Genomic DNA, 26,823 nt, shown 5'->3' with positions numbered 1-26,823 from the left:
CATGGCGACGCGTGAGACGAGCAAGGACGACGCACCCCCGACGAGCGGGACCACCAGCGGGGACGACGGAGTCGGCGGCAGCAGCAGGTCGAGGGTGCTGAGCGGCTGCGACGAACCGCTGTCGGCGGCCTACGACCTCGCGCTGCTGGACCTCGACGGCGTGGTCTACGTCGGTCCGGACGCCGTGCCCGGGGCACCGGACCACCTCGCCGAGGCCGCCGACGCCGGCATGCGACTGGCCTACGTCACGAACAACGCCTCCCGGCCGCCCGCACGGGTGGCCGAGCACCTGCGTGAGCTGGGCGTGCCGGCGGAGGACGAGGACGTCGTCACCTCCGCCCAGGCCGCCGCACGTCTCCTCGGCGACCGGCTCGACGACGGCGCTGCCGTCTTCGTCATCGGTGGCGAGGGGCTGGTGACGGCCCTCGAGGAGCAGGGCCTGCGACCGGTCACCTCAGCCGAGGACGACCCCGTCGCCGTGGTGTCCGGCTTCAGCGCCGACCTGCCCTGGCGCCAGGTCATGGACGGGGCGATCCTGGTGGCCGGCGGTCTGCCGTGGGTGGCGTCGAACACCGACCGGTCGGTGCCGACCCCGAAGGGCCCGGGCCCCGGCAACGGCATCCTCGTGCTCGCGGTGCAGGAGTTCGCCGGAGTGGAGCCCGAGGTGGCCGGCAAGCCCGAGCCGCCGCTCTTCGAGGAGTCGGTCCGCCGGGTCGGCGGCGAGCGGCCCCTCGTGGTGGGGGACCGTCTCGACACGGACATCGAGGGCGCCGTCAACGCAGGGCTCGACAGCCTGCTGGTCCTCACCGGCGTCACGGGTCTGCCCGAGCTGGTCGCGGCGGGGCCCGGGTCGCGACCGACGTACCTGGCGCCGGACCTCGCGGGGCTCAACCACGAGCACCACGCGGTCGAGGCCGGTGAGGACGGCGAGAACGGCGTCTCGGTCGGCGGGTGGGACGCCACGGTCAGCGACGGCAACCTTCACGTTGAAGGTGAAGGTGAGGCTTCCGACTGGTGGCGGGCGGCTGCTGCTGCCGCGTGGCGGCACCTCGACGAGACCGGCGAGGCCGTCGACGTGTCCGACCTGGAGCCGCCCGCGTGACGCGGTAGCGTGACCGCGAAGCGGGGTTGCGCTGATCCGCGCGCGCCGCGCTCCCGAATCCCGTCACCCGACCCGGAGGCACGATGAGCGAGACCATCAGCACCGGTGACCCCCGCGTCGACGCCGTGCTGGCGTCCCTGGCGCCGCTGGAGACCAGCCCGGTCTCCGAGCACGTGGCCGTCTTCGAGACCGCCATCGCCCAGCTCCGCTCCACCCTGGACGACGCGGGCGCCTCGGCGACCCCGGGTCGCTGAGGCGCACCGTGTGAGGTCGGCCTGATGGCGGCCCGCCGGCTCCGGCTGGACCAGGAGCTGGTGCGACGCGGACTGGCGCGCTCGCGCGACCACGCCCGCGAGCTGGTGGAGTCCGGTCGCGTGACCGTGTCCGGCGTCGTGGCCGGCAAGCCCGCGACCGGCGTAACCACCGACGTCGCCCTGGTTGTCCGCGAGGAGCCGACGGGGCCGGAGTACGTCTCCCGCGGCGGGCACAAGCTCGCCGGCGCCCTCGCCGCTCTCGGTCCGCAGGGCCTGCGGGTCGAGGGCCGTCGCTGCCTGGACGCCGGGGCGTCGACGGGCGGCTTCACCGACGTGCTGCTGCGTGCCGGAGCCGCGGAGGTCGTCGCCGTCGACGTCGGCTACGGGCAGCTGGCCTGGTCGTTGCGCACCGACGAGCGGGTGACGGTCGTGGACCGCACCAACGTCCGCGAGCTCGACCCGGCGACCATCGGTGGTCCGGTCGACCTCGTGGTCGGCGACCTCTCCTTCATCTCGTTGCGGCTGGTGCTCGACGCCCTGGTCGGGGCGACCCGCCCCGACGGGGACCTCGCGCTCATGGTCAAGCCGCAGTTCGAGGTCGGCAAGGACCGGTTGGGCAAGGGCGGGGTCGTCCGCGACCCGGCGCTGCGGGCGGAGGCCGTCGCGGCCGTCGCCTCCGCGGCCGCCGAGCGGGGGTGGGGCGCGGTGGCCGTGGCACGGAGCCCGCTGCCCGGCCCGTCGGGCAACGTCGAGTTCTTCCTCTGGCTCCGCCACGGCCCGCCGCGGCTCATCGACGAGGACATCCACGCCGCCGTGACCGGCGAACCGCCCGTGTCGCCACCGGATGAGAGGGTGGGCCCGTGACGACCCCCGAGCCCCCCGACCGGAGCGTGTTCCTCGTCGTCAACACCCGGCGCGCCAACGCCCGCGAGGTCGCCACCCAGATGTGCACCGCCCTGGGGGCGCACGGCATCGCCGTGTCCATGCTCGACGACGACGCCCGCTCCCTCGACCTCCCGGACCCAGCCGTCGTGCAGGCGGTCACGGACGGGGCACAGGCGTGCGCCGCCGCCGAGCTGGTCATGGTCATCGGCGGCGACGGCACCATCCTCCGGGCGGCGGAGCTGGCGCGCGACTGCGGCACCCCGCTGCTGGGGGTCAACCTGGGGCACGTCGGCTTCCTCGCCGAGGCCGAGCCGGAGGACATCGACCACACCATCGCCGCGATCGTGGGTCGGACCTACCGGTCCGAGGAGCGTCTGACCCTCGACGTCGCGGTGTTCGAGGGCAAGGAGCAGGTCGCCTCGACCTGGGCCGTCAACGAGGCCAGCGTGGAGAAGGCCGCCCGTGAGCGCATGCTCGAGGTGGTCGTCGAGGTCGACGGCCGGCCCCTGAGCCGGTGGGGCTGCGACGGCGTCGTGTGCGCCACCCCGACCGGTTCCACGGCGTACAACTTCTCGGCGGGCGGACCGGTGGTGTGGCCCGAGGTCGAGGCGCTGCTGATGGTCCCGATCTCGGCGCACGCGCTCTTCGCGCGCCCGCTCGTGGTCGCCCCGACGTCGGTGCTGGCCGTCGAAGTCATCGCCGGCACGGGCGCGGCCGGCGTGCTGTGGTGCGACGGTCGCCGGACCGTCGAGCTCGCCCCGGGGTCCCGCATCGAGGTCCGCCGCGGCCGCACCCCGATCCGTCTCGCCCGCCTGCACGAGGCGCCGTTCACCGACCGCCTCGTCGCGAAGTTCGGGCTGCCGGTCAGCGGCTGGCGAGGTGCCGCCGAGCGGCGGTGGCGCGAGGGCGGCACCGATGCTTGAGGAGATCCGGATCAAGGCCCTCGGCGTCATCGAGGAGTCCGTCCTGGAGCTGGGTCCCGGGTTCACCGCGGTGACCGGTGAGACCGGCGCCGGCAAGACCATGGTCGTCACGGCCCTGGGCCTGCTGATGGGGGGCCGCGCCGACCCCGGAGCCGTGCGCACCGGGTCGCCCCGCGCCCTCGTCGAGGGCGTCGTGGACGCCCGTGACGTGGCCGGGCTGGCGGACGTCGTCGAGGACGCGGGCGGCGAGCTCGAGGAGGGCCGGCTGCTGCTGGGGCGCCACGTCTCGGCCGAGGGCCGCTCGCGCGCGTTCGCCGGAGGGGCCGGGGTGCCCGCCGCCCTGCTGGGCCAGCTCGCCGAGTCCCTCGTCGCCGTCCACGGCCAGTCCGACCAGCACCGGCTGCTGCGCGCCGCGGCCCAGCGCAACGCCCTCGACCGGTTCGCCGGTGAGACGGTCACGGCGCTGCGCGACCGCTTCGGCGCGGGGCACGCGGCGCTGCGCGCGTCCGAGGCGGAGCTCGCCGAGGTCGTCGCCACCGCGCGCGAGCGGGCCCGTGAGGCCGACCTGCTGCGCTTCGGCCTCGAGGAGATCGAGGCCGTCGACCCCCAGCCGGGGGAGGACACCGAGCTCGCGGCCGAGGAGTCGCGTCTCGGTTTCGCGGACACGTTGCGGGTGGCGGCCGAGCAGGCGCGCGCCGCGCTGTCCTCCGACGAGGACGACCCGGACGCCCTGGGAGCGGTGGCCGCGGCCCGCCACCAGCTCGACGGGGTGCGCGATCACGACCCGGAGGCGGCGTCGCTGGCCGACCGGCTCGCCGAGCTCAGCTACGTCCTGTCCGACCTGGCCGCCGACGTGGCGTCGTACGCCGCCGGGCTGGAGACCGATCCCGCGCGCCTGTCCGCGGTGTCCGAGCGGCGGTCGTCGCTGCTCGCCCTCACCCGCAAGTACGGCGAGTCCGTGGACGAGGTGCTGTCCTGGGCCCGGACGTCGGCCGAGCGGCTCACCGACCTCGACGACACCGACGGGCGCATCGAGCAGCTCCGCGAGCGGTGCGCCGCGATCCGGGCCGAGCTGGCGCGGATCGGCACCGAGCTGTCGCGGCTGCGGCAGGAGGCGGGCGGACGCCTGGGGGAGGTCGTGACCGACGAGCTGACCGCCCTGGCCATGCCGCACGCCGTCCTCACCGTGGCCGTCGGGCAGCACGAGGTGGCGTCCGAGCGGGACGGGAGCGGTGACGTCCTCGACCTGCCCGACGGGCGGCGGGTGACGATGAGCAGCCACGGCATCGACGAGGTCGACCTGCGGCTCGCGGCCAACGTCGGGTCCGAGCCCCGGCCGCTCGCGAAGGGGGCCTCCGGCGGCGAGCTCTCCCGGGTGATGCTCGGGCTCGAGGTGGCGCTGGCGGGCACCGACCCCGTCCCCACCTTCGTCTTCGACGAGGTCGACGCGGGGGTCGGCGGCAAGGCCGCGGTCGAGGTGGGACGCCGGCTGGCGCTCCTGGCACGCTCGGCCCAGGTCGTGGTGGTCACCCACCTGCCCCAGGTGGCCGCCTTCGCCGACCGGCACGTGGTCGTCACCAAGAGCGCCGACGGCAGCGTCACCCGCTCCGGCCTGACCTCGCTCGACGACGCCGGCCGGGTGCGCGAGCTGTCGCGCATGCTCGCCGGGCTCGAGGGCTCGGAGACGGCTGCGGCGCACGCCCAGGAGCTGCTCGACACCGCACGCGCCGAGGCCTGACCTCCCCGGCTCGCACGCGGTCGCGTGTCACGATGAGGCAGCCATGAAGCTGCCCTCACGCCAGGTCCTCGCACCGCGTCGCGCCGGCCTCGACGGTCCGCGGGGCCCGGCCCGAGTCGACCGTCGCCTCACCGTCGCCCTGCGCCGCGCGCGCCCCGGGGACGTGCTGGTCGTGGACCACCTCGACCTGGACCGCGCCGGGGCCGAGGCGGTCCTGGGTCACGGCGTCGCGGCGGTGGTCAACGTGTCGGCGTTCATCTCCGGCCGCTACCCCAGCCTCGGCGCCGAGGTGCTCGCACGCGCGGGCGTGGCGCTCGTCGAGGAGGTCGGGCCCGAGGTGCTCTCGGCCGTCCGGGACGGCACCGTCGTGGGCCTCGAGGACGGGCACGTGCTCGTCGACGGCGAGCCCGTGGCCGTCGGCACCCGTCTCGACCTGGCCGACGTCCTCACCGCCATGGAGCTCGCCCGCGGGGGCCTGACGACGCAGCTGGCCAGCTTCACCCACAACACCACCGAGCTGCTGCGACGCGAGGAGGACCTCCTCCTGCACGGTCGCGGGTTCCCCGAGACGGTCACGCGGATGCGACGACGCCCCGTCGTCGTGGTGGTCCGCGACTTCGAGCACGAGCGGGACCTCCGCGGCCTGCGGCGGTTCATCCGCGAGCAGCGACCGGTGCTCGTCGGGGTCGACGCGGGCGGCGACGCGCTGCTCGCGCGCGGGCTGGTGCCCGACCTCCTGGTCGTCGGCGAGGCCGGGCTGGGTGCGGACGCCGACCCGGGCCACCACCGGAGGGTCTCCGACGAGGCGCTCACGCGCGCCCGCGAGGTGCTGCTGCACGCCGACCCGGCGAACCGGGTCATCGGCACCGAGCGCCTCGACGGGCTCGGCGTCCGGGCGCGGCGGATGTCGGCCGGCGGCACCACCGAGGACGTCGCCCTGCTGGTCGCCGACCACGAGGGCGCCTCGCTCATCGTCACCGTGGGCACCCGCGCGACGCTCGAGGAGCTCCTCGACCAGCAGCGCACGGGGATGTCGTCGAGCTTCCTGACCCGCCTGCGGGTGGGGCCCCGCGTCGTCGACGCCGCGACGGTGCCCGCGCTCTACACCGGACGGGTGCGGCTGTGGCAGATCTGGCTCGTGCTGCTTGTCGGCCTGCTGGCTCTCGCCGCGGCCGTGGCCGCGACCCCCGTCGGCCAGGCCTGGGGCGAGGAACTGCTCCGGGCCGTTCAGGACCTCGGCGCACAGGTCGGCACACGGCTCGGGAGCGCCGGCCCGTGAGCTCGCTGCGCACCCACGTCCTGACCCTGCTCGCGGCGCTGCTGGCCCTGGCGGTCGGCGTCGCGCTCGGCTCGGGTCCGCTCCAGGGCCCGCTCCGGGCCGAGGTCGGGTCCGGACCGGTCGCCTCCGACGACGCCGAGGAGCCCTCGTCGGCCGGCTCCCGCGCCGCCGCCCTGGCGAGCGGCACGACGTACGCCGACGACTTCGCGCTCTCCGTCAGCGGCCGCCTCGTCCGGGGCGCGCTCGCCGACCGCACGGTCACGCTCCTGGTGCTGCCCGGGGCCGCGGCCGGCACCGTGGCGGGGATCGCCGACATGGTGGCCCGTGCCGGAGGCCGGGTGACGGGGGAGGTCCGTGTCGAGCGGCGCCTGGTCGACGTCGGCAACCGCCAGCTCGTCGGCGAGCTGGGCCGGCAGATGGCCGAGACCGCGGGCGACGCGGTCCGGGTGCCGGCCGCCGCCGGGGACTACGAGCGCCTCGGTCGGCTGCTCGCCCGCGCCACCCTCACCTCCGAACGTGCGGGGACCCCGGTCGACGCCCCTGCGCGCGGCATCCTGGCCGGCCTCGAGACCGCCGGTCTGGTCACGACCACCGGCGACGCCGGCACCCGGGGATCGCTGCTGCTGGCCGTGGCGGGGGAGCCCTACGGCGGTGACGACGAGCGCGACGGCGCCGGCACCATCGTGGCGACGCTGCTGCTCGAGGCGACCCGGACGGCGCGCGCGGTCCTGCTCGCCGGTCCGGTGGGAGCGGCCGCCCCCGACGGGCTGGTGGGGCGGGTGCGGACCGACGAGGCCGCCCGTACGGCGGTCTCGACCGTCGACGCGGCCGACCGGGTCGCGGGGCGGATCACGAGCGTGCTGGCGCTGTCCGCCGACGTCCCCGGGCGATCGGGACACTACGGGTCCGCCGGTGCACCGGACGGTCCGCGGCCCGCCCTGCGCTGACCGGCTCCGGCAGAAACCGCCGAGACCTGGCGCGTGGATTCCGCAGACCGGCCCGAGTGTTGCTAGCCTAGAACCCCGTGGACGGGCGAGGGTTTCTCGCCGCACATCTTCCCGCGGGAGTTCCCTTGGCCGCTGCGCAGCCCACCAAGCACGTGTTCGTGACCGGCGGAGTCGCCTCGTCACTCGGCAAGGGGCTCACCGCCTCCTCGCTGGGCAGTCTGCTCAAGGCCCGCGGCCTGCGGGTGACGATGCAGAAGCTCGACCCCTATCTCAACGTGGACCCCGGGACGATGAACCCGTTCCAGCACGGCGAGGTGTTCGTCACCGACGACGGCGCGGAGACCGACCTCGACGTCGGCCACTACGAGCGTTTCCTCGACACGAACCTCAACGGCATCGCCAACGTCACGACCGGCCAGGTCTACTCGAGCGTGATCGCCAAGGAGCGGCGCGGCGACTACCTCGGCGACACCGTGCAGGTGATCCCGCACATCACCAACGAGATCAAGGCGCGGATCCGCGCGATGGCCGACCTCGGCGACGAGTCCGGCGAGACCGCCGACGTGGTCATCACCGAGATCGGCGGGACCGTGGGCGACATCGAGTCGCTGCCCTTCCTCGAGGCCGCCCGCCAGGTCCGCCACGACGTCGGGCGCGACAACTGCTTCTTCCTCCACGTGTCGCTCGTGCCGTTCATCGGCCCGTCCGGCGAGCTCAAGACCAAGCCCACCCAGCACTCCGTGGCCGCGCTGCGCTCGATCGGCATCCAGCCCGACGCCATCGTGTGCCGCGCCGACCGCGAGATCTCGGACAGCATCAAGCGGAAGATCTCGCTGATGTGCGACGTCGACACCGAGGCCGTGGTGGCCGCGGTCGACGCGCCGTCGATCTACGACATCCCGAAGGTGCTGCACGCCGAGGGCCTCGACGCCTACGTCGTACGCCGGTTGAACCTGCCGTTCCGCGACGTCGACTGGACCCGGTGGGACGACCTGCTGCGGCGGGTGCACCACCCCAACGAGGAGGTCAGCGTCGCCCTCGTCGGCAAGTACGTCGACCTGCCCGACGCGTACCTGTCGGTGGCCGAGGCGCTGCGGGCCGGCGGCTTCGCCCACGAGGCGCGGGTCAAGATCGTCTGGGTCCCCTCCGACGAGTGCGAGACGCCGGAGGGCGCGGCCCGGCACCTGTCCGAGGTGGACGCCGTGCTGATCCCCGGCGGCTTCGGCGTGCGCGGCATCGACGGCAAGATCGGCGCGCTGCACTACGCCCGCACCCACGGCATCCCCACCCTGGGCATCTGCCTGGGCCTGCAGTGCATGGTCATCGAGTACGCCCGCAACGTCGTCGGGCTGACCAAGGCCGGGTCCTCCGAGTTCGACCCCGACTCCCCGGAGCCGGTCATCGCGACGATGGCCGAGCAGGAGGCGTACGTCGAGGGTGCCGGCGACCTGGGCGGCACGATGCGGCTGGGGCGCTACCCGGCGGACCTGACACCGGGCAGCGTGGTCGCCGAGACCTACGGGGCGACCTCGGTCCACGAGCGCCACCGCCACCGCTACGAGGTCAACGCCTCCTACACCGACCGGCTCGCCGAGGCGGGGCTGGTGTTCTCCGGCATCGGCCCGCAGAACAAGCTCGTGGAGTTCGTCGAGCTGCCGCGCGAGGTCCACCCGTACTACGTCTCGACTCAGGCCCACCCGGAGCTGCAGTCCCGCCCGACGCGTGCGCACCCGCTGTTCGCCGGGCTCATCGGCGCCGCGGTCGACCGCCAGCGCGAGCTGGAGATCCCGGTGGGCGAGGCGGCCAAGCGGCGTACCCCGGAGGAGCCCGGACAAACGTCCTGAACGTGACCTTTTCGCGGTGACGTCGTTGGGGCTGCCACACGACCTCGACCCGGGGAGATCCTCATGGCCCGTCACCGTCGGCACGCGCGAGCCCTCGCCGTCCTCAGCACCGCTGCGCTCGCAGCCGCCCTCGTGCCGGTCCTCGGCGGCGTCGGCGCGACCCGGGCGGAGGCCACGAGCACGGCGTTCGCCCCCCGCCTGGTCACGGTGGACACGCCCACCCGCGCCGACAAGGAGCGACTGCAGGCGCTCGGGCTGGACCTCACCGAGCACGCCGGCCACGACTACGTCGAGGTGGTCCTGCACCACGCCGCGGACCTGACGGCCCTGGAGACCGCCGGCTTCGGCTTCGACGTGCGGATCCCCGACCTGCTGCGGCGCGAGGCGGAGAACAACCGCGCCAACGCGGCGTACGCCGCCGCCACCGACGTCTCGCCGCTGCCGTCGGGGCGCACGTCCTACCGGACGCTGGCCGACTACGGCGACGACATGGCCGAGCTGGCCGAGGACCGGCCCCGTGTGGCCCGCACCTTCACCCTGGAGCGGCCCTCGCTCGACGGCCGCCCCGTCCGGGCGATCGAGATCGCCGGCGACGTCAGGGCGAGGAACGACGGCCGCCCGACGTTCGCCCTGCTCGGCGTGCACCACGCGCGGGAGTGGCCCTCCGGCGAGCTGGCCATGGAGTTCGCGGTGGACCTGGTGAAGGGCTACGGCCGGTCCGCGCGGATCACGGACCTCCTGGACCGCGCCCGCGTGGTGGTCGTGCCCGTGGTCAACGTCGACGGCTTCGACCTCTCGCGCACCGACGGCGCGCTCGTCGACCTCCGCGAGGTCGACGGCGGCGGCACCGCCACGATCCTGGGCACCCCCGGCAACGCCTACAAGCGCAAGAACTGCCGCGTCGTCGACGGTCAGGACACCCCGGACGGCACCTGCCGGGCCGCGTCGCTGAGCAGCCCCGGCGGCTTCGGCACCGGCGTCGACCTCAACCGCAACTACGGCGGCTTCTGGGGCGGCCCCGGCGCCTCCGAGACGTTCGCCGACCCGACGTACCGCGGCCCGGAGGCGTTCTCGGAGCCCGAGATCCTCAACGTGCGCGACCTGGTGAGCAGCCGGCAGGTCACCACGCTGATCTCCAACCACACGTTCTCGAACCTCGTCCTGCGCCCCAACGGCGTGCACCCCGAGACGATCGGCCACGACGGGCTGCCCGTCGGCGACGCCCCCGACGAGGAGGCGCTCAAGCGGCTCGGGGCGCGGATGACCGCGCAGAACGGCTACCGCAACATCCACGGCTGGGAGCTCTACGACACCACCGGCACCACCGAGGACTGGTCCTACAACGCCACCGGTGGCTTCGGCTACACCTTCGAGATCGGCCCCGACGAGTTCCACCCGCCCTTCCCCGAGGTGATCGACGAGTACCTCGGAGCGGGGGAGCACGCCGGCAAGGGCAACCGTGAGGCCTACCTGATCGCCCTGGAGCACGCGGCCGCGAACGCCTCGCACGGTCGCATCGTCGGCTCGGCCCCCCGGGGCGCGACGCTGCGCGTGGAGAAGACCTTCCGGACCCCGACCTGGGAGGGCTCGGTCCGCGACCACCTGGAGTCGGTCTACTCCTCGCGCGGCGGGCGCTTCACCTGGCACGTGAACCCGTCGACCCGCCCGGTCTCCGAGCCCCGCACGGTCGAGACGGTCGAGGAGTTCACGACGCGCAGCCAGACCTACGACGGCGGTGCGATCCCCCCGAACGAGTCCGTGGACCACGCGTTCACCCTCACCGCCGAGGACGTCGCGGCGGGCGCGGACAGCCTCGAGGTGACGCTCGAGTGGCCGACCCCGGACGACCTCGACCTCGAGGTCTACCGCCGGCAGGGCGACCAGCTCGTGGAGGTCGCGACCTCGGGCAACGCGCCGGGGGAGAAGGAGCAGGCGGAGGTGACCGACCCCGTCGCCGGCGACTACGTCCTGCGGGTGACCAACTTCGCCTCGGTCACGCCCGAGTACACGCTCACCGCGGACGTGCTCGACCAGCGCGTGACCGGGACGCAGACCGTGCCCGGCACGATCGAGCGGTGGACCCTGACCTGCGAGAAGCGGGGGCGGGTGCTCCAGACCCTCCAGGTGCGCGTGGACCGGGGCGGGATCTCCCGGGTCGACCTCGGGGCGTGCGCCCGCAGGTTCTGACGGGCGGACTGACATAACGTGTCGGGCCCGCGGTGTGGTGCCGCGGTCCCGACACGCCCGGGTGGCAGGGTGAGCGGGTGGAGAGCACCCCGACCTGGACCGACGAGCCCGAGCACTGGCCCGTCCACGCCTCGACGGACGTCTGGCGCGGGGCCGCGCCCTTCGCCGTACGCCGTGACGAGATCAGCCGCCCGGGGCACCCCGACGAGGTGTTCGGGCGGGTGGTCGTCGAGCACCCCGGGGCGGTGGTGGTCCTCGCCGTCGACGACGACGAGCAGGTCATGGTGCTGCGGCAGTACCGCCACCCGTCGAACCTGAGGTTCGTCGAGCTGCCGGCGGGCCTGCTCGACGTCCCCGGCGAGGATCCGGTGGTGGCGGCGCGCCGCGAGCTGCTCGAGGAGGCCCAGCTCGAGGCCGAGGAGTGGACGCCGCTCAACACGCTCTACCCCTCGCCCGGGCTGAGCGCCGAGCGGATCGAGGTCTACCTGGCCCGCGGCCTCCGCGCCGTCGAGGACCGCGGCGGCTTCGAGCCGGCCCACGAGGAGGCCGACATGACCACCCACTGGGTGCCGATGGCCGAGCTCGTCGAGGGCGTGCTGGCGCGACGGCTGACCGACGGCCCCCTGGCGCTCGCGGTGCTGACCTACGAGCTGACCCGCGGCAGCCGGAGCCGGTCGTGAGCACCACGACGGCCCCCTCGGCCCCGGCGGCCACGACAGCCACCGCACCGCCGGCCGCGCCGCTCCGGCTGACCGCGGTGCAGCGTGCGGTGCGGACCTACCTCGACCACCTGAGCGTCGAGCGCGGGCTGGCGGCCAACACGCTGACGTCGTACCGCCGGGACCTGCGCCGCTACGCCTCCTACCTCGCCGGGCTCGGCGTCGACGACCTCGCCGGGGTCGGGGAGCAGACCGTCACCGGCTTCCTCATGCGCCTGCGCGAGGGCGACGCCGACCACCCGCCGCTGTCCGCCTCCAGCGCCGGGCGCGCGGTCGTGGCGGTGCGCGGCTTCCACCGCTTCGCCGTCCGTGACGGTCTCACCACCGTGGACCCCGCCGCCGCCGTGCGTCCCCCGGCGCCGGCCAAGCGCCTGCCCAAGGCGCTGCCACTCTCGGACATCGAGCGGATCCTCGAGGCGGCCGGCGCCGCCGGCACCGCCCTCGCGCTGCGTGACCGGGCCCTGCTGGAGCTGCTCTACGGCTGCGGCGCGCGCATCTCCGAGGCGGTCGGGCTCGACGTGGACGACGTCGACCTCGACACCCGCACGGTGCTGCTGCGCGGCAAGGGCAGCAAGGAGCGGCTCGTGCCCTTCGGCACCCTCGCCGCCGAGGCCCTCGGCGCCTACCTGACGCGCTCGCGGCCCACGCTGGTGACCGGCGGACCGGCCCGCGCCGCCATGTTCCTCAACTCGCGCGGCGGGCGGCTGTCGCGGCAGAGCGCCTGGGCCATCCTCGGTCGCTCGGCCGAGCTGGCCGGTGTCACCGCGGAGGTCTCGCCCCACACGCTGCGCCACTCCTTCGCCACCCACCTGCTCGAGGGCGGGGCCGACGTCCGCGTGGTCCAGGAGCTCCTCGGGCACGCCTCGGTCACGACCACCCAGGTCTACACGCTGGTGACGGTGGACTCGCTGCGCGAGGTCTACGCGACCGCGCACCCGCGGGCGCGCGACGCCGGCTGAGCCGGTCGCAGGGCCGGCGCGACGCCGGACCGCGGAAAAGTCGACAAATCACCGACGACACCGGCGCGCCTGCGGTCCCGCGGTGCCCGTGCCTGGTGAATTGGGGGTCGGCCCCACGCACCTCGAGGAGAGCACCGTGAACGACTTCGGCTCAGGTTCCTACGGCTCCAGCGCGACGGAGATGCCTCCGTTGATGCGGCCCCCGACACCGCCTCGGGTCGAGGACACCGCCGGGTCGGCGCCGTCGGCACCGCTGCCGTTCCGCCAGCGCGAGGCGGCCCCCGAGCCGCTGCCCGCGGTGCACGCCGGCTTCCGCGAGCTCGACATGCCGGCCGTCGGCGAGCCCGGCCCGACCGGGCGCCCCTGGCCCGCGCTGCCGGAGCCGCGGGTCATCGGCATCCACGGCAACGCGCGCATCATCGCGATGTGCAACCAGAAGGGTGGCGTCGGCAAGACCACGACGACCATCAACCTGGGCGCCTCCCTGGCCGAGCTCGGGCGCAAGGTGCTGCTCGTCGACTTCGACCCGCAGGGGTCGCTGTCGGTGGGCCTGGGCATGAACCCGCACGACATGGAGCTGTCGGTCTACAACCTCCTCATGCAGCGCGACGTCACCGTCGACGACGTCATCGTCGAGACCGACGTGCCGGGCATGGACCTGCTGCCCTCCAACATCGACCTCTCGGCCGCCGAGGTGCAGCTGGTCCAGGAGGTCGCCCGCGAGCAGACCCTGTCGCGGGTGCTGCAGGACGCGGTGAACACCTACGACGTCATCCTCATCGACTGCCAGCCGTCGCTCGGCCTGCTGACGGTCAACGCCCTCACCGCCGCCGACGGCGTCATCGTGCCGCTGGAGTGCGAGTACTTCGCGCTGCGCGGCGTGGCGCTGCTGAAGAACACCATCGACAAGGTCAAGGAGCGGCTCAACCCGCGCCTGAACATCGACGGCGTGCTCGGCACGATGTACGACGGCCGCACCCTGCACAGCCGCGAGGTCATGGAGCGGCTGGTCCAGGCCTGGGGCGACGACGTCTTCCACACCGTCATCAAGCGCACCGTGAAATTCTCCGACTCCACGGTCGCCGGCGAGCCCATCACGAGCTTCGCCGACGCCAGCCCCGGCGCCACGGCGTACCGCACCCTGGCGCGGGAGGTGATGGCGCGGTGCCTCGACGTGTGACCGTCCCCGACGACCTCTTCCGCCCGACCGCCGTCCCGCCGCCGCTCGCCGAGGCCCCCGCGCCCGCCGAGGCGTCGGTGGTCGAGCTGGCCTCCCCGGCGCCGGCCGAGAAGCCCGCCCGCGCCGCCAGCGGGCGGGTCAAGCACGACGAGAAGATGACGGTCTACGTCACCTCCGACGAGCTGCTCGACATCGAGCACGCCCGGTTGGAGATGCGGCGCCACCACGCGCTCGCCGTCGACCGAGGCCGCATCGTGCGGGCCGCCGTCGCCCTCGCTCTGGCCGACCTCGACGAGCACGGCGAGGACAGCCAGCTGGTGCAGCGGCTGCGCCGGTCGTGAGGCGGCGATGACGCTCGTCGACGAGGCGGCCCGGGAGGACGCCGGTCCGGTCCACCCCGCCGACGCCGTGGCGTCGACGGGGCCGGAGCCGTTCCTGCTCCACCTCGACAACTTCGAGGGACCCTTCGACCTGCTGCTGAGCCTGATCTCCAAGCACAAGCTGGACGTCACCGAGGTGTCGCTCTCGCGCGTGACCGACGAGTTCATCGCCCACGTGAAGGCGCTCGGCGGCGTGTGGGACCTCGAGCAGACGTCGTCGTTCCTGGTGGTCGCCGCGACCCTGCTCGACCTCAAGGCCTCCCGGCTGCTGCCGAAGTCCGAGGTCGAGGACGAGGAGGACCTCGCGCTGCTGGAGGCCCGCGACCTGCTCTTCGCCCGGCTCCTGCAGTACCGCGCCTTCAAGGACGTCGCCGCCGTCTTCGAGGACCGGCTGGCGCAGGAGGCCAAGCGGTTCCCGCGCGCGGTCGGGCTCGAGGAGCGCTACGCGACGCTGCTGCCCGAGGTGCTCATCGGCCTCGGGCTGGAGGAGTTCGCCTCCCTCGCCGCCACCGCGATGACGCCCAAGCCGGTGCCCGAGGTCTCCTTCGCCCACCTGCATGCCCCCCAGGTCAGCGTCCGGGAGCAGGGCGCCCTGGTGATGGACCGGCTGCGCCGGCAGGGCACGATGACCTTCCGCGCGCTGTGCGGGGACGCCCCCGACACGCTGACGAAGGTGGCGCGGTTCCTCTCCCTGCTGGAGCTGTTCCGCGAGGGGGCGGTGGCCTTCGACCAGGTGACGCCGCTCGGAGAGCTCACGGTCCGGTGGACCGCCGAGGACGAGGCGGACGTCGAGATCAGCGACGAGTTCGACGAGGACGACGCACCGGACGACGCCCCGGCCGACGCCCCGGGCGAGCTGCCGCAGGACCAGGCCGGGACCCCGACCGAGGAGGACGAGACGTGAACGACCAGATCCCCGAGCAGGCTCAGCAGCAGGACCCGACCGACGACCAGGCCCCGGTCGAGGCCCCGGTCGAGGCCCCGGTCGAGGCCCCAGTCTCGGTCGGCGACACGCACCCGGAGGAGGCCCTCGCCGAGGAGACGCTCGCCGTGCCCCTGGCCGAGCTGCGGCCCGCGCTCGAGGCGCTGCTCATGGTCGCCGACCAGCCGATGGACCACCTCACGCTGGCCTCCGCGGTCGGCCACCCCGCCGACGACGTCGCGGCGGCGCTGACCGCGCTCACCGAGGAGTACGCCGAGCAGGGGCGCGGCTTCGACCTGCGGTGCGTGGCCGGGGGGTGGCGCTACTACACGCGTGACGAGTTCGCGCCCGTCGTGGAGCGCTACGTCCGTGACGGCCAGCAGGCGCGCCTGACCCAGGCAGCGCTGGAGACCCTGGCCGTGGTCGCCTACAAGCAGCCGGTCAGCCGGGCCCGGGTGTCCGCCGTGCGCGGGGTCAACGTCGACGGCGTCATGCGGACGCTGGTCACGCGCGGCCTGGTGGAGGAGACCGGTCAGGACTCCGAGACCACCGCCGTGCTCTACGGCACCACGAGCTACTTCCTCGAGCGGCTGGGCATCACCGACCTCGGCGAGCTGCCCGACCTGGCACCGTTCCTGCCCGACCTCGAGGACATGGACGACATGGACGCCATGGACGGGCCCGACCCCGTGGTGTCGCTGTCCGTGCCCGACGACGTCAGCTCGGTCACCGACCCCGAGCTGGTCGGCCCCCCGCCGCCATGACGGAGCCCTCCGACCCACGCGCGGCGATCCCGACCGACGACGACGGCCTGGTCCGCCTGCAGAAGCTGCTCGCGGCCTCCGGCGTCGCCAGCCGGCGCAAGTGCGAGGAGCTGATGCTGGCCGGCCTCGTCGAGGTCGACGGCGAGGTCGTGACCAGGCTGGGCACGAAGGTGGACCCTGCGGTCGCCGTGGTGCGTGTCGACGGCAAGCGGCTGCCGCCGGTCTCGGCGCACGTCTACCTCGCGCTCAACAAGCCCCGCGGCGTGGTCTCGACGATGTCGGACCCGGAGGGCCGCCGCTCGCTGGGCGAGCTGGTGGCCGACCGGCCCGAGCGGCTGTTCCACGTCGGGCGCCTCGACACCGACACCGAGGGCCTCATCCTGCTGACCAACGACGGCGACTTCGCCCAACGTGTCGCCCACCCGTCGTACGAGCTGGACAAGACGTACGTCGCCGAGGTCACCGGTGTCGTCGAGAAGGCGACGGTGCGCCGCCTGCGCGAGGGCGTCACCCTCGACGACGGGCCGGTCGAGGTGTCGGCGTGCAAGGTGCTCTCGTCGACGAAGGACCGCTCGATCGTGGAGCTGACGATCCACGAGGGCCGCAACCGGATCGTGCGTCGCCTGCTCGACGAGGTGGGTCACCCCGTCACCCGGCTGACGCGCACCCGCGTCGGTCCGGTGCACGTGCGTGGGCTGGGTGCCGGCGAGCTGCGCGAGCTGACCCGCGACGAGCTCGGCACCCTGCTGGACGCGGCCAAGCTCTGAGTGTCGCCTCTGACTAGGGTGGGCGCATGCGCGTGAGAGCGGTCCGTGGGGCCACCCAGCTCGACGAGGACACCCGCGAGCACATGCTCGAGCGGGTGGCCGAGATGGTGCTCGACGTGATGAGGTCGAACGACCTGACCGTCGACGACTTCATCTCGATCTTCTTCACCGCGACCGAGGACCTCAACGCCGAGTTCCCGGCGTACGCCGCCCGCCGGCTCGGCTTCGACGACGTGCCGCTGATGTGCGCGCGCGAGCTCGAGATCGAGGGCTCGATGCCGCGCGTGGTGCGGATGATGGCGCACGTCGAGACGCACCTGTCGCGCGCCGAGATCACCCACGTCTACCTCCACGGAGCCGCCCGGCTGCGGCGCGACCTCACCCGCGTGCGCGAGGTCCCCGACGAGGACGACGCGTGAGCGCACCGGCTCCCACGACGCCGTCGGCCGGGCCGGTCCTCGTGGTGGGCGCCGGCCTGCTGGGCACCTCCGTGGGACTGGCCCTGAGCGGGCGCGGCGTGGAGGTGTGGCTGCGCGACCTCCAGTACGAGCACGTGCGGACCGCCACCGGCCTGGGGGCCGGGTCGCCGGTGCCGGAAGGAGCGCGCCCCGCCCTCGTCGTGGTCGCCGTGCCCCCGGACCACCTGGCCGACGCCGTGGCGGACGCCCTGGAGACCACCGACGCCGTGGTCACCGACGTCGGGAGCGTGAAGGCGGCGCCGCTGGCCGCGGTCCGGGCGCGGGTGTCGGCTGAAGAGCTGTCCCGCTACGTCGGCTCGCACCCGCTGGCCGGCAGCGAGCGCTCGGGACCGCTGGCGGCCTCGGCCCGGCTCTTCGAGGGCCGGCCGTGGGCGGTGACCAGCCACGAGACCTCGACGCCGGAGGCCCAGCGGGCGGTGGTCGGGCTGGCGGAGCTGTGCGGCGCCACCCCGTTCTTCTTCACCCCGCAGGAGCACGACGACGCGGTGGCGCGCACCTCCCACGTGCCCCACGTGGTGGCCTCCCTGATGGCGGGCGCCCTCGCCGACGCGCCGGCGACCCACCTGTCGCTGTCGGGCCAGGGGGTCCGTGACGTCACGCGCGTGGCAGCCGGGGATCCCGGGTTGTGGCAGCAGATCCTGTCGGCCAACGCGGCCCCCGTGGTGGGCCTGCTGCGTGAGGTGGGCGACCAGCTCGACCGGCTCGTGGCCGCCCTCGAGGACGCCGAGCGCCCCGCCCTGGCCGCTATCCTGGGGCGCGGGGTCGACGGCACCGCCGCCATCCCCGGCAAGCACGGTGGCCCGCCGGTCGAGGAGACCGGCGTCTTCGTCGTCGTGCCGGACCACCCGGGCGAGCTGGCGCGGCTGCTGGCCGACGTCGGGGCGATCGGGGTCAACCTGGAGGACCTCCACATCGACCACGACCCGGGTCGGCCCACCGGTCTGGTGGAGCTGCGGGTGGCCGTGGCGGAGGCCGACCACCTGCTGTCGGCGCTGGCCGATCGCGGGTGGGCAGGGCACGGCTAGAGCCAGGTAGAATCGAGGTTTCGCCCCACGACCCGTCGGGGCGATGTTCATGTCCGACCGTGACGTCGCCGTCCTGGCCGTCGTCCCTGTCGTCCCTGTCCCGCCACCCCGAGGAGACCGCCGTGCCCGGCCCGACCGACCGACCGAGCGACCGACCCGCCACCGACGCCCCGTCCCCGGTGGTGGTGGCCGTCGACGGCACCTCGGGCTCGGGCAAGTCGAGCACCTCGCGGGCGGTCGCCTCCCGGCTCGGGCTGCGCTACCTCGACACCGGCGCCCAGTTCCGCGCGATGACCTGGTGGATGCTGCAGCACGGCGTGGACGTCCACGACGCCGACGCCGTGGCGTCGCACGCCGGCACGCCGGTCATCGAGTCGGGCACCGACCCGGCCGACCCGACCATCACCGTCGACGGCGAGGACGCCTCGGTGGCGATCCGCACCACCGAGGTGACCGGCGCCGTGAGTCCGGTCAGCACCGTCGCGGAGGTCCGCACCCGCCTGCTGGGCCTTCAGCGCGAGATCATCGGCGCGGGCGACGGCGTCGGCATCGTCGTCGAGGGACGCGACATCGGCTCGGTCGTGTGGCCCACGGCCGAGGTAAAGCTCTACCTCTCGGCGGACGCCTCGGCGCGCGCGCAGCGGCGTACGGCCGAGCACGCGCACCTCGGTGACGTGACGAGCACCCAGGCGCAGCTGCTGGAGCGCGACACCATCGACTCGGGCCGCGTGACCGCGCCGCTGGTCCAGGCCGACGGCGCACTCGCCGTCGACACCACCCACCTGACGTTGGACGAGGTCGTCGACCTGGTCGTCGGCCTCGTCGAGGAGCACTCGTGACCGAGATCCAGACCGACCCGACGACCGGGGGCCGCGTGCCCGTGGTCGCGGTGGTCGGACGACCCAACGTGGGCAAGTCCACGCTGGTCAACCGCATCATCGGCCGCCGTGAGGCGGTCGTCCAGGACGTGCCCGGAGTGACCCGTGACCGCGTCTCGTACGACGCCCATTGGAACGGCCGCGCGTTCACCGTCGTCGACACCGGCGGCTGGGACCCCGACGCCCGCGGTCTGGCCGAGCAGATCAAGATCCAGGCCGAGATCGCTGTCACCGTGGCCGACGCCGTGGTGTTCGTCGTCGACGCCACCATCGGCATCACCGACACCGACGAGGGTGTCGTGCGGGTGCTGCGCAAGGCCGGGAAGCCGGTCGTGCTGGCGGCCAACAAGGTCGACGACCAGCGCGCCGAGGCCGAGGCCGCGTCGCTGTGGAGCCTGGGGCTGGGGGAGCCCTTCCCCGTCTCCGCGCTGCACGGTCGCGGGTCGGGCGAGATGCTCGACGCCATCCTGGCCGCGCTGCCGGCGGCGCCGGAGACCGACTTCGACCCGCCGGGCGGCCCGCGCCGGGTGGCGATCGTCGGCAAGCCGAACGTCGGCAAGTCCTCGCTGCTGAACCGGCTGGCCAAGGAGGAGCGGGCCGTCGTCGACGACGCCGCCGGCACCACCGTGGACCCGGTCGACGAGCTGATCGAGCTCGGCGGGCGCACCTGGCGCTTCATCGACACCGCCGGCGTCCGCAAGCGGGTCAAGGAGGCCTCGGGGCACGAGTACTACGCCTCGCTGCGCACCAACGCCGCCATCGAGCGCGCCGAGGTGTGCGTCATGGTCGTCGACGCCTCGCAGCCGCTGACCGAGCAAGACCAGCGCATCATCACCGCGGTCGCCGAGACCGGTCGGGCGCTGCTGGTGGCATACAACAAGTGGGACCTGGTCGACGAGGAGCGCCGCTACTACCTCGAGCGCGAGATCGAGCGCGACCTCGTCCGGGTGCCCTGGGCGCTGCGGGTCAACATCACCGCACGCACCGGCTGGCACATCGACCGGCTGGTGCCGGCGCTGGACAAGTCGTTGGAGGGCTGGGAGACACGCATCTCGACCGGCCAGCTCAACGCGTTCCTGGGCCGTCTCGTCGCCGAGCACCCGCACCCGGTGCGCAGCGGCAAGCAGGCGAAGATCATGTTCGCCACCCAGGCCTCGACGTCGCCGCCGACCTTCGTGCTGTTCACCTCGGGCCCGCTGGAGGCCTCCTACGTCCGCTTCGTGGAGCGCCGGCTGCGCGAGGAGTTCGGCTTCGTCGGCACCCCGGTGCACATCGAGGTCAAGCCGCGCGAGAAGCGGGACAAGCGCCGGCGCTGACGGTCTGGACGAGTGTGTCGCCTCGACGCTCGCCCCCGCCGCCGGGTGCACAATGGCCCCATGCGCGGTGACCGTCGGGTCGGCAGTCGCGCCCCGTCACGTCGTACGGCGGCGCTCGACTCGTCCTGCCGCCGGGTCGTGGACCACGCGGACCGGACCGACGAGCGGGACCAGCCACCCTGGGGGCGCATGGCGGCCGTCGGGCTGGTCGCCGCGCCCGCGCTCCTGGCGTCGCCGGTCGCCCTGGCCGCAGCCGGCTGGGTGCTGGCCTCCGGAGGCGGACCTCTGGCGGTGCTCCTCGCGGTCGCGCTGCTTCTCGTGGCGGTGGGGTCCTGGCCCCGTCGCTCCCGCAGGCTCGACCCGTCGGCGACCCTGACCGCTCCGGAGGCCCCGGCCACCTTCGCCGTGCTGGGCCGCGTCGGCGCCCAGGTCGGTGCCCCACCGCTGCACCGGCTCGAGCTGGCCCCGGCGCTCGGGGCGGGCGTCCACCGCTCCGGTCCGTCCCGTCGGCCCGTCCTGTCCGTGGGCGCGGTGGCGTGGGCGGGACTGTCCGAGCAGGGGCGGGTGGCGCTGGTGGCGCACGAGATGGCGCACCTGGTGCGGCCCGAACTCCGGCTGGGGCGGGTGACGGCGAGAGCCGAGGCCACGCTCGAGGAGTGGCGGCTCATCGCGGGCGGGGAGCCTCCGCGACGTGCGGCCGGCGCCGATGACGCCCGCCGCTTCGTGACGACCGTGAGCGCGGTCCTGCTGGCCCCGCTGCGGGTGGTGGTCGTGCTGTGGACCCGGTCGCTGCTGCGCCTGCAGGCGCCGGTCACGGCACGCGGAGAGCTTCTCGCCGACCGGGTGGCGGCCCGGGTTGCGGGTGGGGTCGCCGTCTACGAGGTGTGGGACCTGGGCCTCGGCGCCGCCACCTGGGAGACTGCGCTCACCCGTGGCCTGTCCGGCCACGAGGACCTCACCACCAGCCTGCGCACCGCCGTCGCGGCCGTCCCGGCGGAGTCGCTGGCGAGCCGGCGCCGGGCCTCCGTCGAGGACGGCCACCGCGTGGACGACGACCACCCGGCGACCGACCTCCGCCGACGTGCGCTGGAGGCCGTCGACCTCGGCGACCCGCTGGTCGTGGTGGTGGAGGCCGAGGCGCGCGCGAGTGCCACCGAGATGGCTGACGGCCTGGCGAGGGCGCTGCGTGACGCCGCCCAGGCGCTGCGGTACGCCGCCCCCGGGTCCTCGCTCGGTCAGCGCTCCGCCGACGCCGTGCGGCGGCACACGCGGGCCCGGAACGAGCTGGACACCGCCGGGGGCGCCTGAGGGCCCTAGGGTGCGGGCATGAGCCTGCCCGCACCCGGACCCGACCGTGCCTGCCTCGTCACCGGAGCCTCCTCCGGCATCGGGGTGGAGATCGCCCGCAACCTGGCCAGCCGCGGTCACCAGGTGGTGCTGGTCGCGCGCTCGGAGGACCGGCTTGAGGCGGTGGCCGACGGGATCCGCTCCGAGGGCGGCACGGCGTACGTCGTACCGGCCGACCTCGGGGACCGCACGGCGCGCGCGGAGCTGCTCGACCGGGTGACCGCGCTGGGGGTCGACGTCGACGTGCTCGTCAACAACGCCGGCTTCTCCACCCTCGGGCGGGTGGCCGAGGCGGACCCGGTCGACGAGATGGCGATGGTGGAGGTCGACGTCGTCGCGGTGCTCGACCTGTGCACCCGCTTCGTGCCCGGCATGGTGGCGCGCGGGCGCGGGGGAGTGCTCAACGTGGCCTCGACGGCGGCGTTCCAGCCGCTGCCCGGCCAGGCCGGCTACGGCGCCGGGAAGGCGTTCGTGCTGTCCTACTCGCAGTCGTTGGCCGGGGAGCTCAAGGGCACCGGGGTGACGGCGACCTGCCTGTGCCCGGGACCGGTGGCGACCGGCTTCGGGGAGCGCGCCGGCTTCGCCGAGGGCGACTTCGACAGCGCCCTGCCGAAGGTGATGTGGGTCTCGCCGGAGGAGGTGGCGGCGTGCGGCGTCGAGGCGCTCGACAAGGGCCGTCTCTCCGCGATCCCCGGGCTGGCGAACCGCGTCGGCGCCCGCATGTCGCAGGTCGCGCCGCGTCGTGTGCTGGTCGAGCTGCTGACCCGGGTGCACCCGGCGACTCGGTAGCCCACCTCGATTCGGACTGTGGCGGGTGGTGCGATATCGTCTCCCACGGCTCGTCGGGCGATCCCCGACGGGTGCCACGGGCTGTGGCGCAGCTTGGTAGCGCACTTGACTGGGGGTCAAGGGGTCGCAGGTTCAAATCCTGTCAGCCCGACCGAGAAACAGCAGGTCAGACAGTGTTTTGCTCGCACGGATGGCTCGCTCAGATCACGCAATCTGCGTGGATCTGCGCGAAGGTCCTAGATTCCGTGAGGAGCATCAGCACATGGCCTACGCAGCTAAGACCGGAGCGAAGCACTACCTGGGCCGCTACCTGGACGCCGCTGGGCGCACGCAGTCGGTGCGTGGCGAGGACGGGAAGTCCGTCCGCTTCACGAGCAAGCGGGAGGCGAAGCACGCCGCCGAGGAGCAGGAGGCTCGTGTCCGTCGCGGCACCTGGGTCGACCCGCGCGCCGGGCAGCTGACCCTCACCCAGTACTTCGAGGACCACTGGCTGTCCCCCCAGTGATCAACGCGCTGACCCTCGACGGCCTCTTCCGCGGCTTCCCCGCACGCATCATCCGAGCCGACCCCGAGGACGCGCAGATGAACATGGCGCTCCGCTTCTTCGGTGACGAGGTGACGGCTCTGCAGGTGCTGTGGCCGGACCCCGAGGGCCGCTTCCCGGGGGAGCCGGGCTTCACCCTGACGCAGCCGACGTTCCCCGTCTGAACGGGCGTCGAGGGTCTCGTGAATCTGCGTCAGATCTGCGCGGTGCTCCCGAATCTGCGCGAAATCTGCGCGGAATCAGCGTCGCTACGAGGCACTCAGTGCCATTAGATTACGCCTGAGAGAAGGGTTCTCTGCCATTCATGCGTGCGACTCACTTGGCTGGGGGTCAAGGGGTCGCAGGTTCAAATCCTGTCAGCCCGACAGAAATTGCAGGTCAGACGCGGTTCCGCGGCACGCATGGAGCCCTGTCGGAGGTCCGACGGGGCGGCCAGGGGCGGCCGAAGGTCCCTTGCGGCCCGCGGGACCGTGACTATCGTGACCGGGGAGCACGTCCCGCCGGATTCATCTCGCCTCCGGGACACTCGTTCCGGAGGTGTCCGTGGGCAGACCTGCCATCCTCGCGGTCGACGACGACCCGAGCGTCGTCGCGGCCATCGTGCGTGACCTCCGGTCCCGCTACGGCGCCGACTACCGCGTCGTGCGTGCCACGTCGGGTGCTGAGGCCCTCGACGTGGTGGAGCGCCTCGCGCTGCGCGACGCCGCCGTGGCCCTGATCGTGACCGACCAGCGGATGCCCGGCATGACCGGCGTCGAGCTGCTGCACCGCGCGCAGGAGGTGACACCGGGCACCAAGACGCTGCTCCTCACGGCGTACGCCGACACCGAGGTCGCCATCCGCGCCATCAACGACGTCGGCCTGGACCACTACCTGCTCAAGCCGTGGGACCCGCCCGATCAGCACCTCTACCCGGTCGTCGACGACCTCCTCGAGGACTGGGCACGCCAGCACCCCGACCACACCTCCGACGTCCGGGTCGTCGGTCACCGCTGGTCGGAACGCAGCCACGAGGTCAAGACGTTCCTGGCCCGCAACTACGTCCCCTACCGGTGGTACGACGTCGAGGTCGACGCGGAGGGACGGCGTCTGGTCGAGCTCGCCGGAGCCGCCCCGGACGAGCTGCCCCTGGTGCTGCCGGCGGAGGGCGAGCCGCTGCGCTCGCCCTCGCCGCGGGACCTGGCCGACGCGCTGGGACTGCGCACCCGACCGGACCGTCCGCTCTACGACGTGTGCATCGTCGGTGGGGGACCGGCCGGTCTCGCCGCCGCCGTCTACGCCGCCTCCGAGGGGTTGAGCACGGTCGTCGTCGAGCGTGAGGCGCCCGGCGGGCAGGCCGGCCAGAGCGCCTCGATCGAGAATTACCTGGGCTTCCCCAAGGGGCTGAGCGGGTCCGACCTCACCCAGCGAGCGATGGCCCAGGTGTCGCGCTTCGGCGCGGAGGTGGTGCTGGCGCAGGACGTCACGGGTCTCGAGGTCCGCGGACCGGTCCGCGTGCTCCACCTCGACGGCTCCGGGGAGCTGGAGACGCGGTCGGTCATCGTCGCGTCGGGGGTGTCCTACCGCGTGCTGGAGGCCGAGGGGATGGCCGGGCTCACCGGCCGCGGCGCGTACTACGGCGCCAACGCCTCCGACGCCCGCCAGTGCGACGGCGACGTCGTGTACGTCGTCGGGGGTGCGAACTCCGCCGGTCAGGCGGCGCTCAACCTGGCCCGGTACGCCGCTCGGGTGGTCCTCGTCGTGCGAGGGGCCGCGCTGGCCGACTCCATGTCGCAGTACCTCGTCGACCGGATCGAGGCGTCCGCCGCCATCGAGGTCCGCACCCGGTGCGAGGTCGCCGCCACGCACGGGACCGACCACCTGGAGGGACTGACGTTGCGCGACCGGGACGCCGGACGGACGGACGACGTTCCGGCCGACTGGTTGTTCGTGTTCATCGGCGCCGCGCCGCGCACGGACTGGCTCGGGGCCGAGGTCGTGCGCGACGAGCGCGGCTTCGTGCGCACCGGTCAGGAGCTCGTCGCCGGCGACGAGAAGCCCGCCTGGACGCTGCCGCGCGCGCCGTACGCCCTGGAGACCAGCGTCCCCGGGGTCTTCGCCGCCGGCGACGTGCGTCGCGACTCGATGAAGCGGGTGGCCTCCGCGGTCGGGGAGGGTGCCATGGCCGTCCACCTGGTCCACCGCTACCTGGCGACGATCTGATGAGCTTCGCGGAGCTGCGGGCGCTCGCGCTCTTCGACGGCCTGTCCGACGAGCACCTCCACGGGTTGCTGGACGCGTCCACGGAGGTGGAGTTCACCGTCGGCGAGGTGCTGTGGCACGAGGCTCGGCCGGCGGAGTACTGGTGGATCCTGCTCGAAGGGCGGATCGACCTGCTGCGCCAGGTCGGCAACGAGGAGGCGGTCCTGGGAGCGCTCGACCTGCCGGGTCGCTGGGCGGGCGGGTTCATGGCCTGGGACCCGAACGGCACCTACCTCGCGACCGGACGTGCCGTCGTCCCCGGTCGGGTCGTGCGCGTCCCGGGGACGGCCCTGCGCGTCCTGCTGGACGGGCTGCCTCTCGTGCGCCACCTGGTGGACGGGATCTTCCACACCGCGCGCAACCTGGAGGCCAGCACCCGGGCCCGGGCCTCGTTGGTCACCCTGGGCACGCTCTCGGCGGGCCTGGCCCACGAGCTGAACAACCCTGCCGCCGCCGCCACCCGCGCCGTGTCGGCCCTCGACGGGGCGATCGCGCTGTCGGTGTCCTCGCTCGCCGCCCTCGCCGCGGCCGGCATCGCGCCCGAGACCTACATCGCGCTCGAGCGGCTCCGTGTCGAGGGGGAGCCCAGCTCGGTGCCGTCCGACGCGCTGGAGGTGGCGGACCGGGAGGAGGAGCTGGCCGCCTGGCTGGAGTCCCACCGTGTCGAGCGGCCCTGGGAGCTGTCCGGGCAGCTGGCTGCGGCCGGCCTCGCTCCCGCGTGGTGCGACCGGGTCCTGGAGGTCACGGGTCCCGACGCCCTGGAGCCGGCGCTGTCGTGGGTGGCGGCGAGCCTGACCTCACAGGTGCTCCTCGGTGAGGTCCGCGAGTCGACGTCGCGCATCTCGGGGCTGGTCGCGTCGGTGAAGTCCTACACCCAGATGGATCGCAGCTCGTTGCAGGACACCGACGTCACCGAGGGCCTGGAGAGCACCCTGGCGATCCTGGGCCACAAGCTCCGCGGCGGCGTGACGGTCGTGCGCGAGTACGACGACGACGTGCCGAGCGTCGAGGCCCACGCCGGCGAGCTCAACCAGGTGTGGACGAACCTGATCGACAACGCCGTCGACGCCATGGAGGGGCAGGGCACGTTGCGGGTCTCGGTGGCCGGCGCGGAGGCCGGGGTCGTCGTGGAGATCGCCGACACCGGGCCAGGGATGCCGCCGGAGGTGGTCGAGCGCGCCTTCGAGGCGTTCTTCACCACCAAGGACGTGGGGCAGGGGACCGGGCTCGGCCTCGACATCGCGCGACGTGTGGTCGAGGAGCGGCACCGCGGCTCCATCGAGATCGAGTCGGGCTCCGGCGGCACGGTGGTGCGCGTCCGGCTGCCTCCTCGTCCGTGAGGCGCGCAGCAGGC

26 protein-coding genes and 1 tRNA gene are annotated in these 26,823 nt (G+C 73.9%); all 27 read left to right on the top strand.

What is annotated here, in order from left to right; all coding sequences use genetic code 11:
- Nucleotide 1: 1 nt before the first annotated feature.
- The 27 genes from G7072_RS09540 to G7072_RS20210 all read left to right on the top strand — a co-directional run bounded on the left by G7072_RS09540 (nucleotide 2) and on the right by G7072_RS20210 (nucleotide 26,809).
- Nucleotides 2-1,102, top strand: coding sequence for an HAD-IIA family hydrolase (locus tag G7072_RS09540; protein ID WP_166085776.1), 1,101 nt, complete (start codon nucleotides 2-4; stop codon nucleotides 1,100-1,102).
- An 83-nt stretch (nucleotides 1,103-1,185) separates the two neighbouring features.
- Nucleotides 1,186-1,356 (top strand): hypothetical protein, encoded by a 171-nt coding sequence (locus G7072_RS09535; RefSeq protein WP_166085775.1) that lies wholly within the window; start codon nucleotides 1,186-1,188, stop codon nucleotides 1,354-1,356.
- 24 nt (nucleotides 1,357-1,380) lie between these two features.
- On the top strand, nucleotides 1,381-2,220 hold the full coding sequence (locus G7072_RS09530) for a TlyA family RNA methyltransferase (protein ID WP_166085773.1): 840 nt from the start codon (nucleotides 1,381-1,383) through the stop codon (nucleotides 2,218-2,220).
- Complete coding sequence (locus tag G7072_RS09525; RefSeq protein WP_206063338.1) at nucleotides 2,217-3,164, top strand: NAD kinase; 948 nt, start codon at nucleotides 2,217-2,219, stop codon at nucleotides 3,162-3,164. The genes G7072_RS09530 and G7072_RS09525 overlap by 4 nt, the downstream gene beginning before the upstream one ends.
- Nucleotides 3,157-4,902 (top strand): DNA repair protein RecN, encoded by a 1,746-nt coding sequence (gene recN, locus G7072_RS09520; RefSeq protein WP_166085771.1) that lies wholly within the window; start codon nucleotides 3,157-3,159, stop codon nucleotides 4,900-4,902. Before G7072_RS09525 ends, recN begins: the two co-directional genes overlap by 8 nt.
- 43 nt (nucleotides 4,903-4,945) lie before the next feature.
- Nucleotides 4,946-6,181, top strand: a complete 1,236-nt coding sequence (gene steA, locus G7072_RS09515) for a putative cytokinetic ring protein SteA (RefSeq protein WP_166085769.1) — start codon at nucleotides 4,946-4,948, stop codon at nucleotides 6,179-6,181.
- Nucleotides 6,178-7,128, top strand: a complete 951-nt coding sequence (locus G7072_RS09510) for a copper transporter (RefSeq protein WP_166085766.1) — start codon at nucleotides 6,178-6,180, stop codon at nucleotides 7,126-7,128. Before steA ends, G7072_RS09510 begins: the two co-directional genes overlap by 4 nt.
- Before the next feature lie 125 nt (nucleotides 7,129-7,253).
- Nucleotides 7,254-8,972 carry a CTP synthase gene (locus tag G7072_RS09505; RefSeq protein WP_166085764.1) on the top strand — a complete coding sequence of 573 codons (1,719 nt, stop codon included), beginning with the start codon at nucleotides 7,254-7,256 and terminating at the stop codon, nucleotides 8,970-8,972.
- Nucleotides 8,973-9,035: 63 nt separating this feature from the next.
- Nucleotides 9,036-11,159, top strand: a complete 2,124-nt coding sequence (locus G7072_RS09500) for a M14 family zinc carboxypeptidase (RefSeq protein WP_166085762.1) — start codon at nucleotides 9,036-9,038, stop codon at nucleotides 11,157-11,159.
- 77 nt (nucleotides 11,160-11,236) lie between these two features.
- Complete coding sequence (locus tag G7072_RS09495) at nucleotides 11,237-11,839, top strand: NUDIX hydrolase (protein ID WP_166085760.1); 603 nt, start codon at nucleotides 11,237-11,239, stop codon at nucleotides 11,837-11,839.
- A gap of 89 nt (nucleotides 11,840-11,928) precedes the next feature.
- Nucleotides 11,929-12,837 (top strand): site-specific tyrosine recombinase XerD, encoded by a 909-nt coding sequence (xerD, locus tag G7072_RS09490; protein WP_206063431.1) that lies wholly within the window; start codon nucleotides 11,929-11,931, stop codon nucleotides 12,835-12,837.
- 325 nt (nucleotides 12,838-13,162) lie between these two features.
- Nucleotides 13,163-14,017: an AAA family ATPase gene (locus tag G7072_RS09485; RefSeq protein ID WP_240917273.1), complete on the top strand. Its 855-nt coding sequence runs from the start codon at nucleotides 13,163-13,165 to the stop codon at nucleotides 14,015-14,017.
- Nucleotides 14,002-14,358 carry a hypothetical protein gene (locus G7072_RS09480; RefSeq protein WP_166085758.1) on the top strand — a complete coding sequence of 119 codons (357 nt, stop codon included), beginning with the start codon at nucleotides 14,002-14,004 and terminating at the stop codon, nucleotides 14,356-14,358. Before G7072_RS09485 ends, G7072_RS09480 begins: the two co-directional genes overlap by 16 nt.
- 7 nt (nucleotides 14,359-14,365) lie before the next feature.
- Nucleotides 14,366-15,301, top strand: a complete 936-nt coding sequence (locus tag G7072_RS09475; protein WP_166085756.1) for a segregation/condensation protein A — start codon at nucleotides 14,366-14,368, stop codon at nucleotides 15,299-15,301.
- Nucleotides 15,298-16,083, top strand: a complete 786-nt coding sequence (gene scpB, locus G7072_RS09470; protein ID WP_240917232.1) for an SMC-Scp complex subunit ScpB — start codon at nucleotides 15,298-15,300, stop codon at nucleotides 16,081-16,083. Before G7072_RS09475 ends, scpB begins: the two co-directional genes overlap by 4 nt.
- Nucleotides 16,080-16,850: a pseudouridine synthase gene (locus tag G7072_RS09465; RefSeq protein ID WP_166085754.1), complete on the top strand. Its 771-nt coding sequence runs from the start codon at nucleotides 16,080-16,082 to the stop codon at nucleotides 16,848-16,850. The genes scpB and G7072_RS09465 overlap by 4 nt, the downstream gene beginning before the upstream one ends.
- Before the next feature lie 26 nt (nucleotides 16,851-16,876).
- A complete protein-coding gene (aroH, locus tag G7072_RS09460) occupies nucleotides 16,877-17,269 on the top strand; it encodes a chorismate mutase (RefSeq protein WP_166085752.1) in 393 nt (130 codons plus the stop codon).
- The gene (locus G7072_RS09455; RefSeq protein ID WP_166085749.1) at nucleotides 17,266-18,354 is read left to right on the top strand and encodes a prephenate dehydrogenase; all 1,089 of its coding nucleotides are present in this window, start codon (nucleotides 17,266-17,268) and stop codon (nucleotides 18,352-18,354) included. The genes aroH and G7072_RS09455 overlap by 4 nt, the downstream gene beginning before the upstream one ends.
- Nucleotides 18,355-18,476: 122 nt before the next feature.
- Entirely contained in the window at nucleotides 18,477-19,193 is a 717-nt protein-coding gene (gene cmk / locus G7072_RS09450) for a (d)CMP kinase (RefSeq protein WP_240917231.1), read from the top strand.
- On the top strand, nucleotides 19,190-20,548 hold the full coding sequence (gene der, locus G7072_RS09445) for a ribosome biogenesis GTPase Der (protein ID WP_166085747.1): 1,359 nt from the start codon (nucleotides 19,190-19,192) through the stop codon (nucleotides 20,546-20,548). The genes cmk and der overlap by 4 nt, the downstream gene beginning before the upstream one ends.
- A gap of 60 nt (nucleotides 20,549-20,608) precedes the next feature.
- Nucleotides 20,609-21,856: a hypothetical protein gene (locus G7072_RS09440; RefSeq protein ID WP_166085745.1), complete on the top strand. Its 1,248-nt coding sequence runs from the start codon at nucleotides 20,609-20,611 to the stop codon at nucleotides 21,854-21,856.
- Nucleotides 21,857-21,874: 18 nt separating this feature from the next.
- Nucleotides 21,875-22,684, top strand: a complete 810-nt coding sequence (locus tag G7072_RS09435; protein WP_166085743.1) for an SDR family oxidoreductase — start codon at nucleotides 21,875-21,877, stop codon at nucleotides 22,682-22,684.
- A gap of 77 nt (nucleotides 22,685-22,761) precedes the next feature.
- Nucleotides 22,762-22,835, top strand: a tRNA-Pro gene (locus G7072_RS09430).
- Nucleotides 22,836-22,946: 111 nt separating this feature from the next.
- Nucleotides 22,947-23,189, top strand: coding sequence for a hypothetical protein (locus G7072_RS09425; protein WP_166085740.1), 243 nt, complete (start codon nucleotides 22,947-22,949; stop codon nucleotides 23,187-23,189).
- The gene (locus G7072_RS09420; protein WP_166085737.1) at nucleotides 23,186-23,392 is read left to right on the top strand and encodes a DUF4262 domain-containing protein; all 207 of its coding nucleotides are present in this window, start codon (nucleotides 23,186-23,188) and stop codon (nucleotides 23,390-23,392) included. Before G7072_RS09425 ends, G7072_RS09420 begins: the two co-directional genes overlap by 4 nt.
- A 379-nt stretch (nucleotides 23,393-23,771) precedes the next feature.
- The gene (locus G7072_RS09415) at nucleotides 23,772-25,430 is read left to right on the top strand and encodes an FAD-dependent oxidoreductase (RefSeq protein WP_166085735.1); all 1,659 of its coding nucleotides are present in this window, start codon (nucleotides 23,772-23,774) and stop codon (nucleotides 25,428-25,430) included.
- A complete protein-coding gene (locus G7072_RS20210; protein WP_166085733.1) occupies nucleotides 25,430-26,809 on the top strand; it encodes an ATP-binding protein in 1,380 nt (459 codons plus the stop codon). The genes G7072_RS09415 and G7072_RS20210 overlap by 1 nt, the downstream gene beginning before the upstream one ends.
- The last annotated feature ends 14 nt before the right edge of the window (nucleotides 26,810-26,823 follow it).

It is taken from the genome of Nocardioides sp. HDW12B (assembly GCF_011299595.1).
Classification (GTDB): domain Bacteria; phylum Actinomycetota; class Actinomycetes; order Propionibacteriales; family Nocardioidaceae; genus Marmoricola_A.
This window is presented reverse-complemented; position numbering and strand designations above follow the sequence as displayed.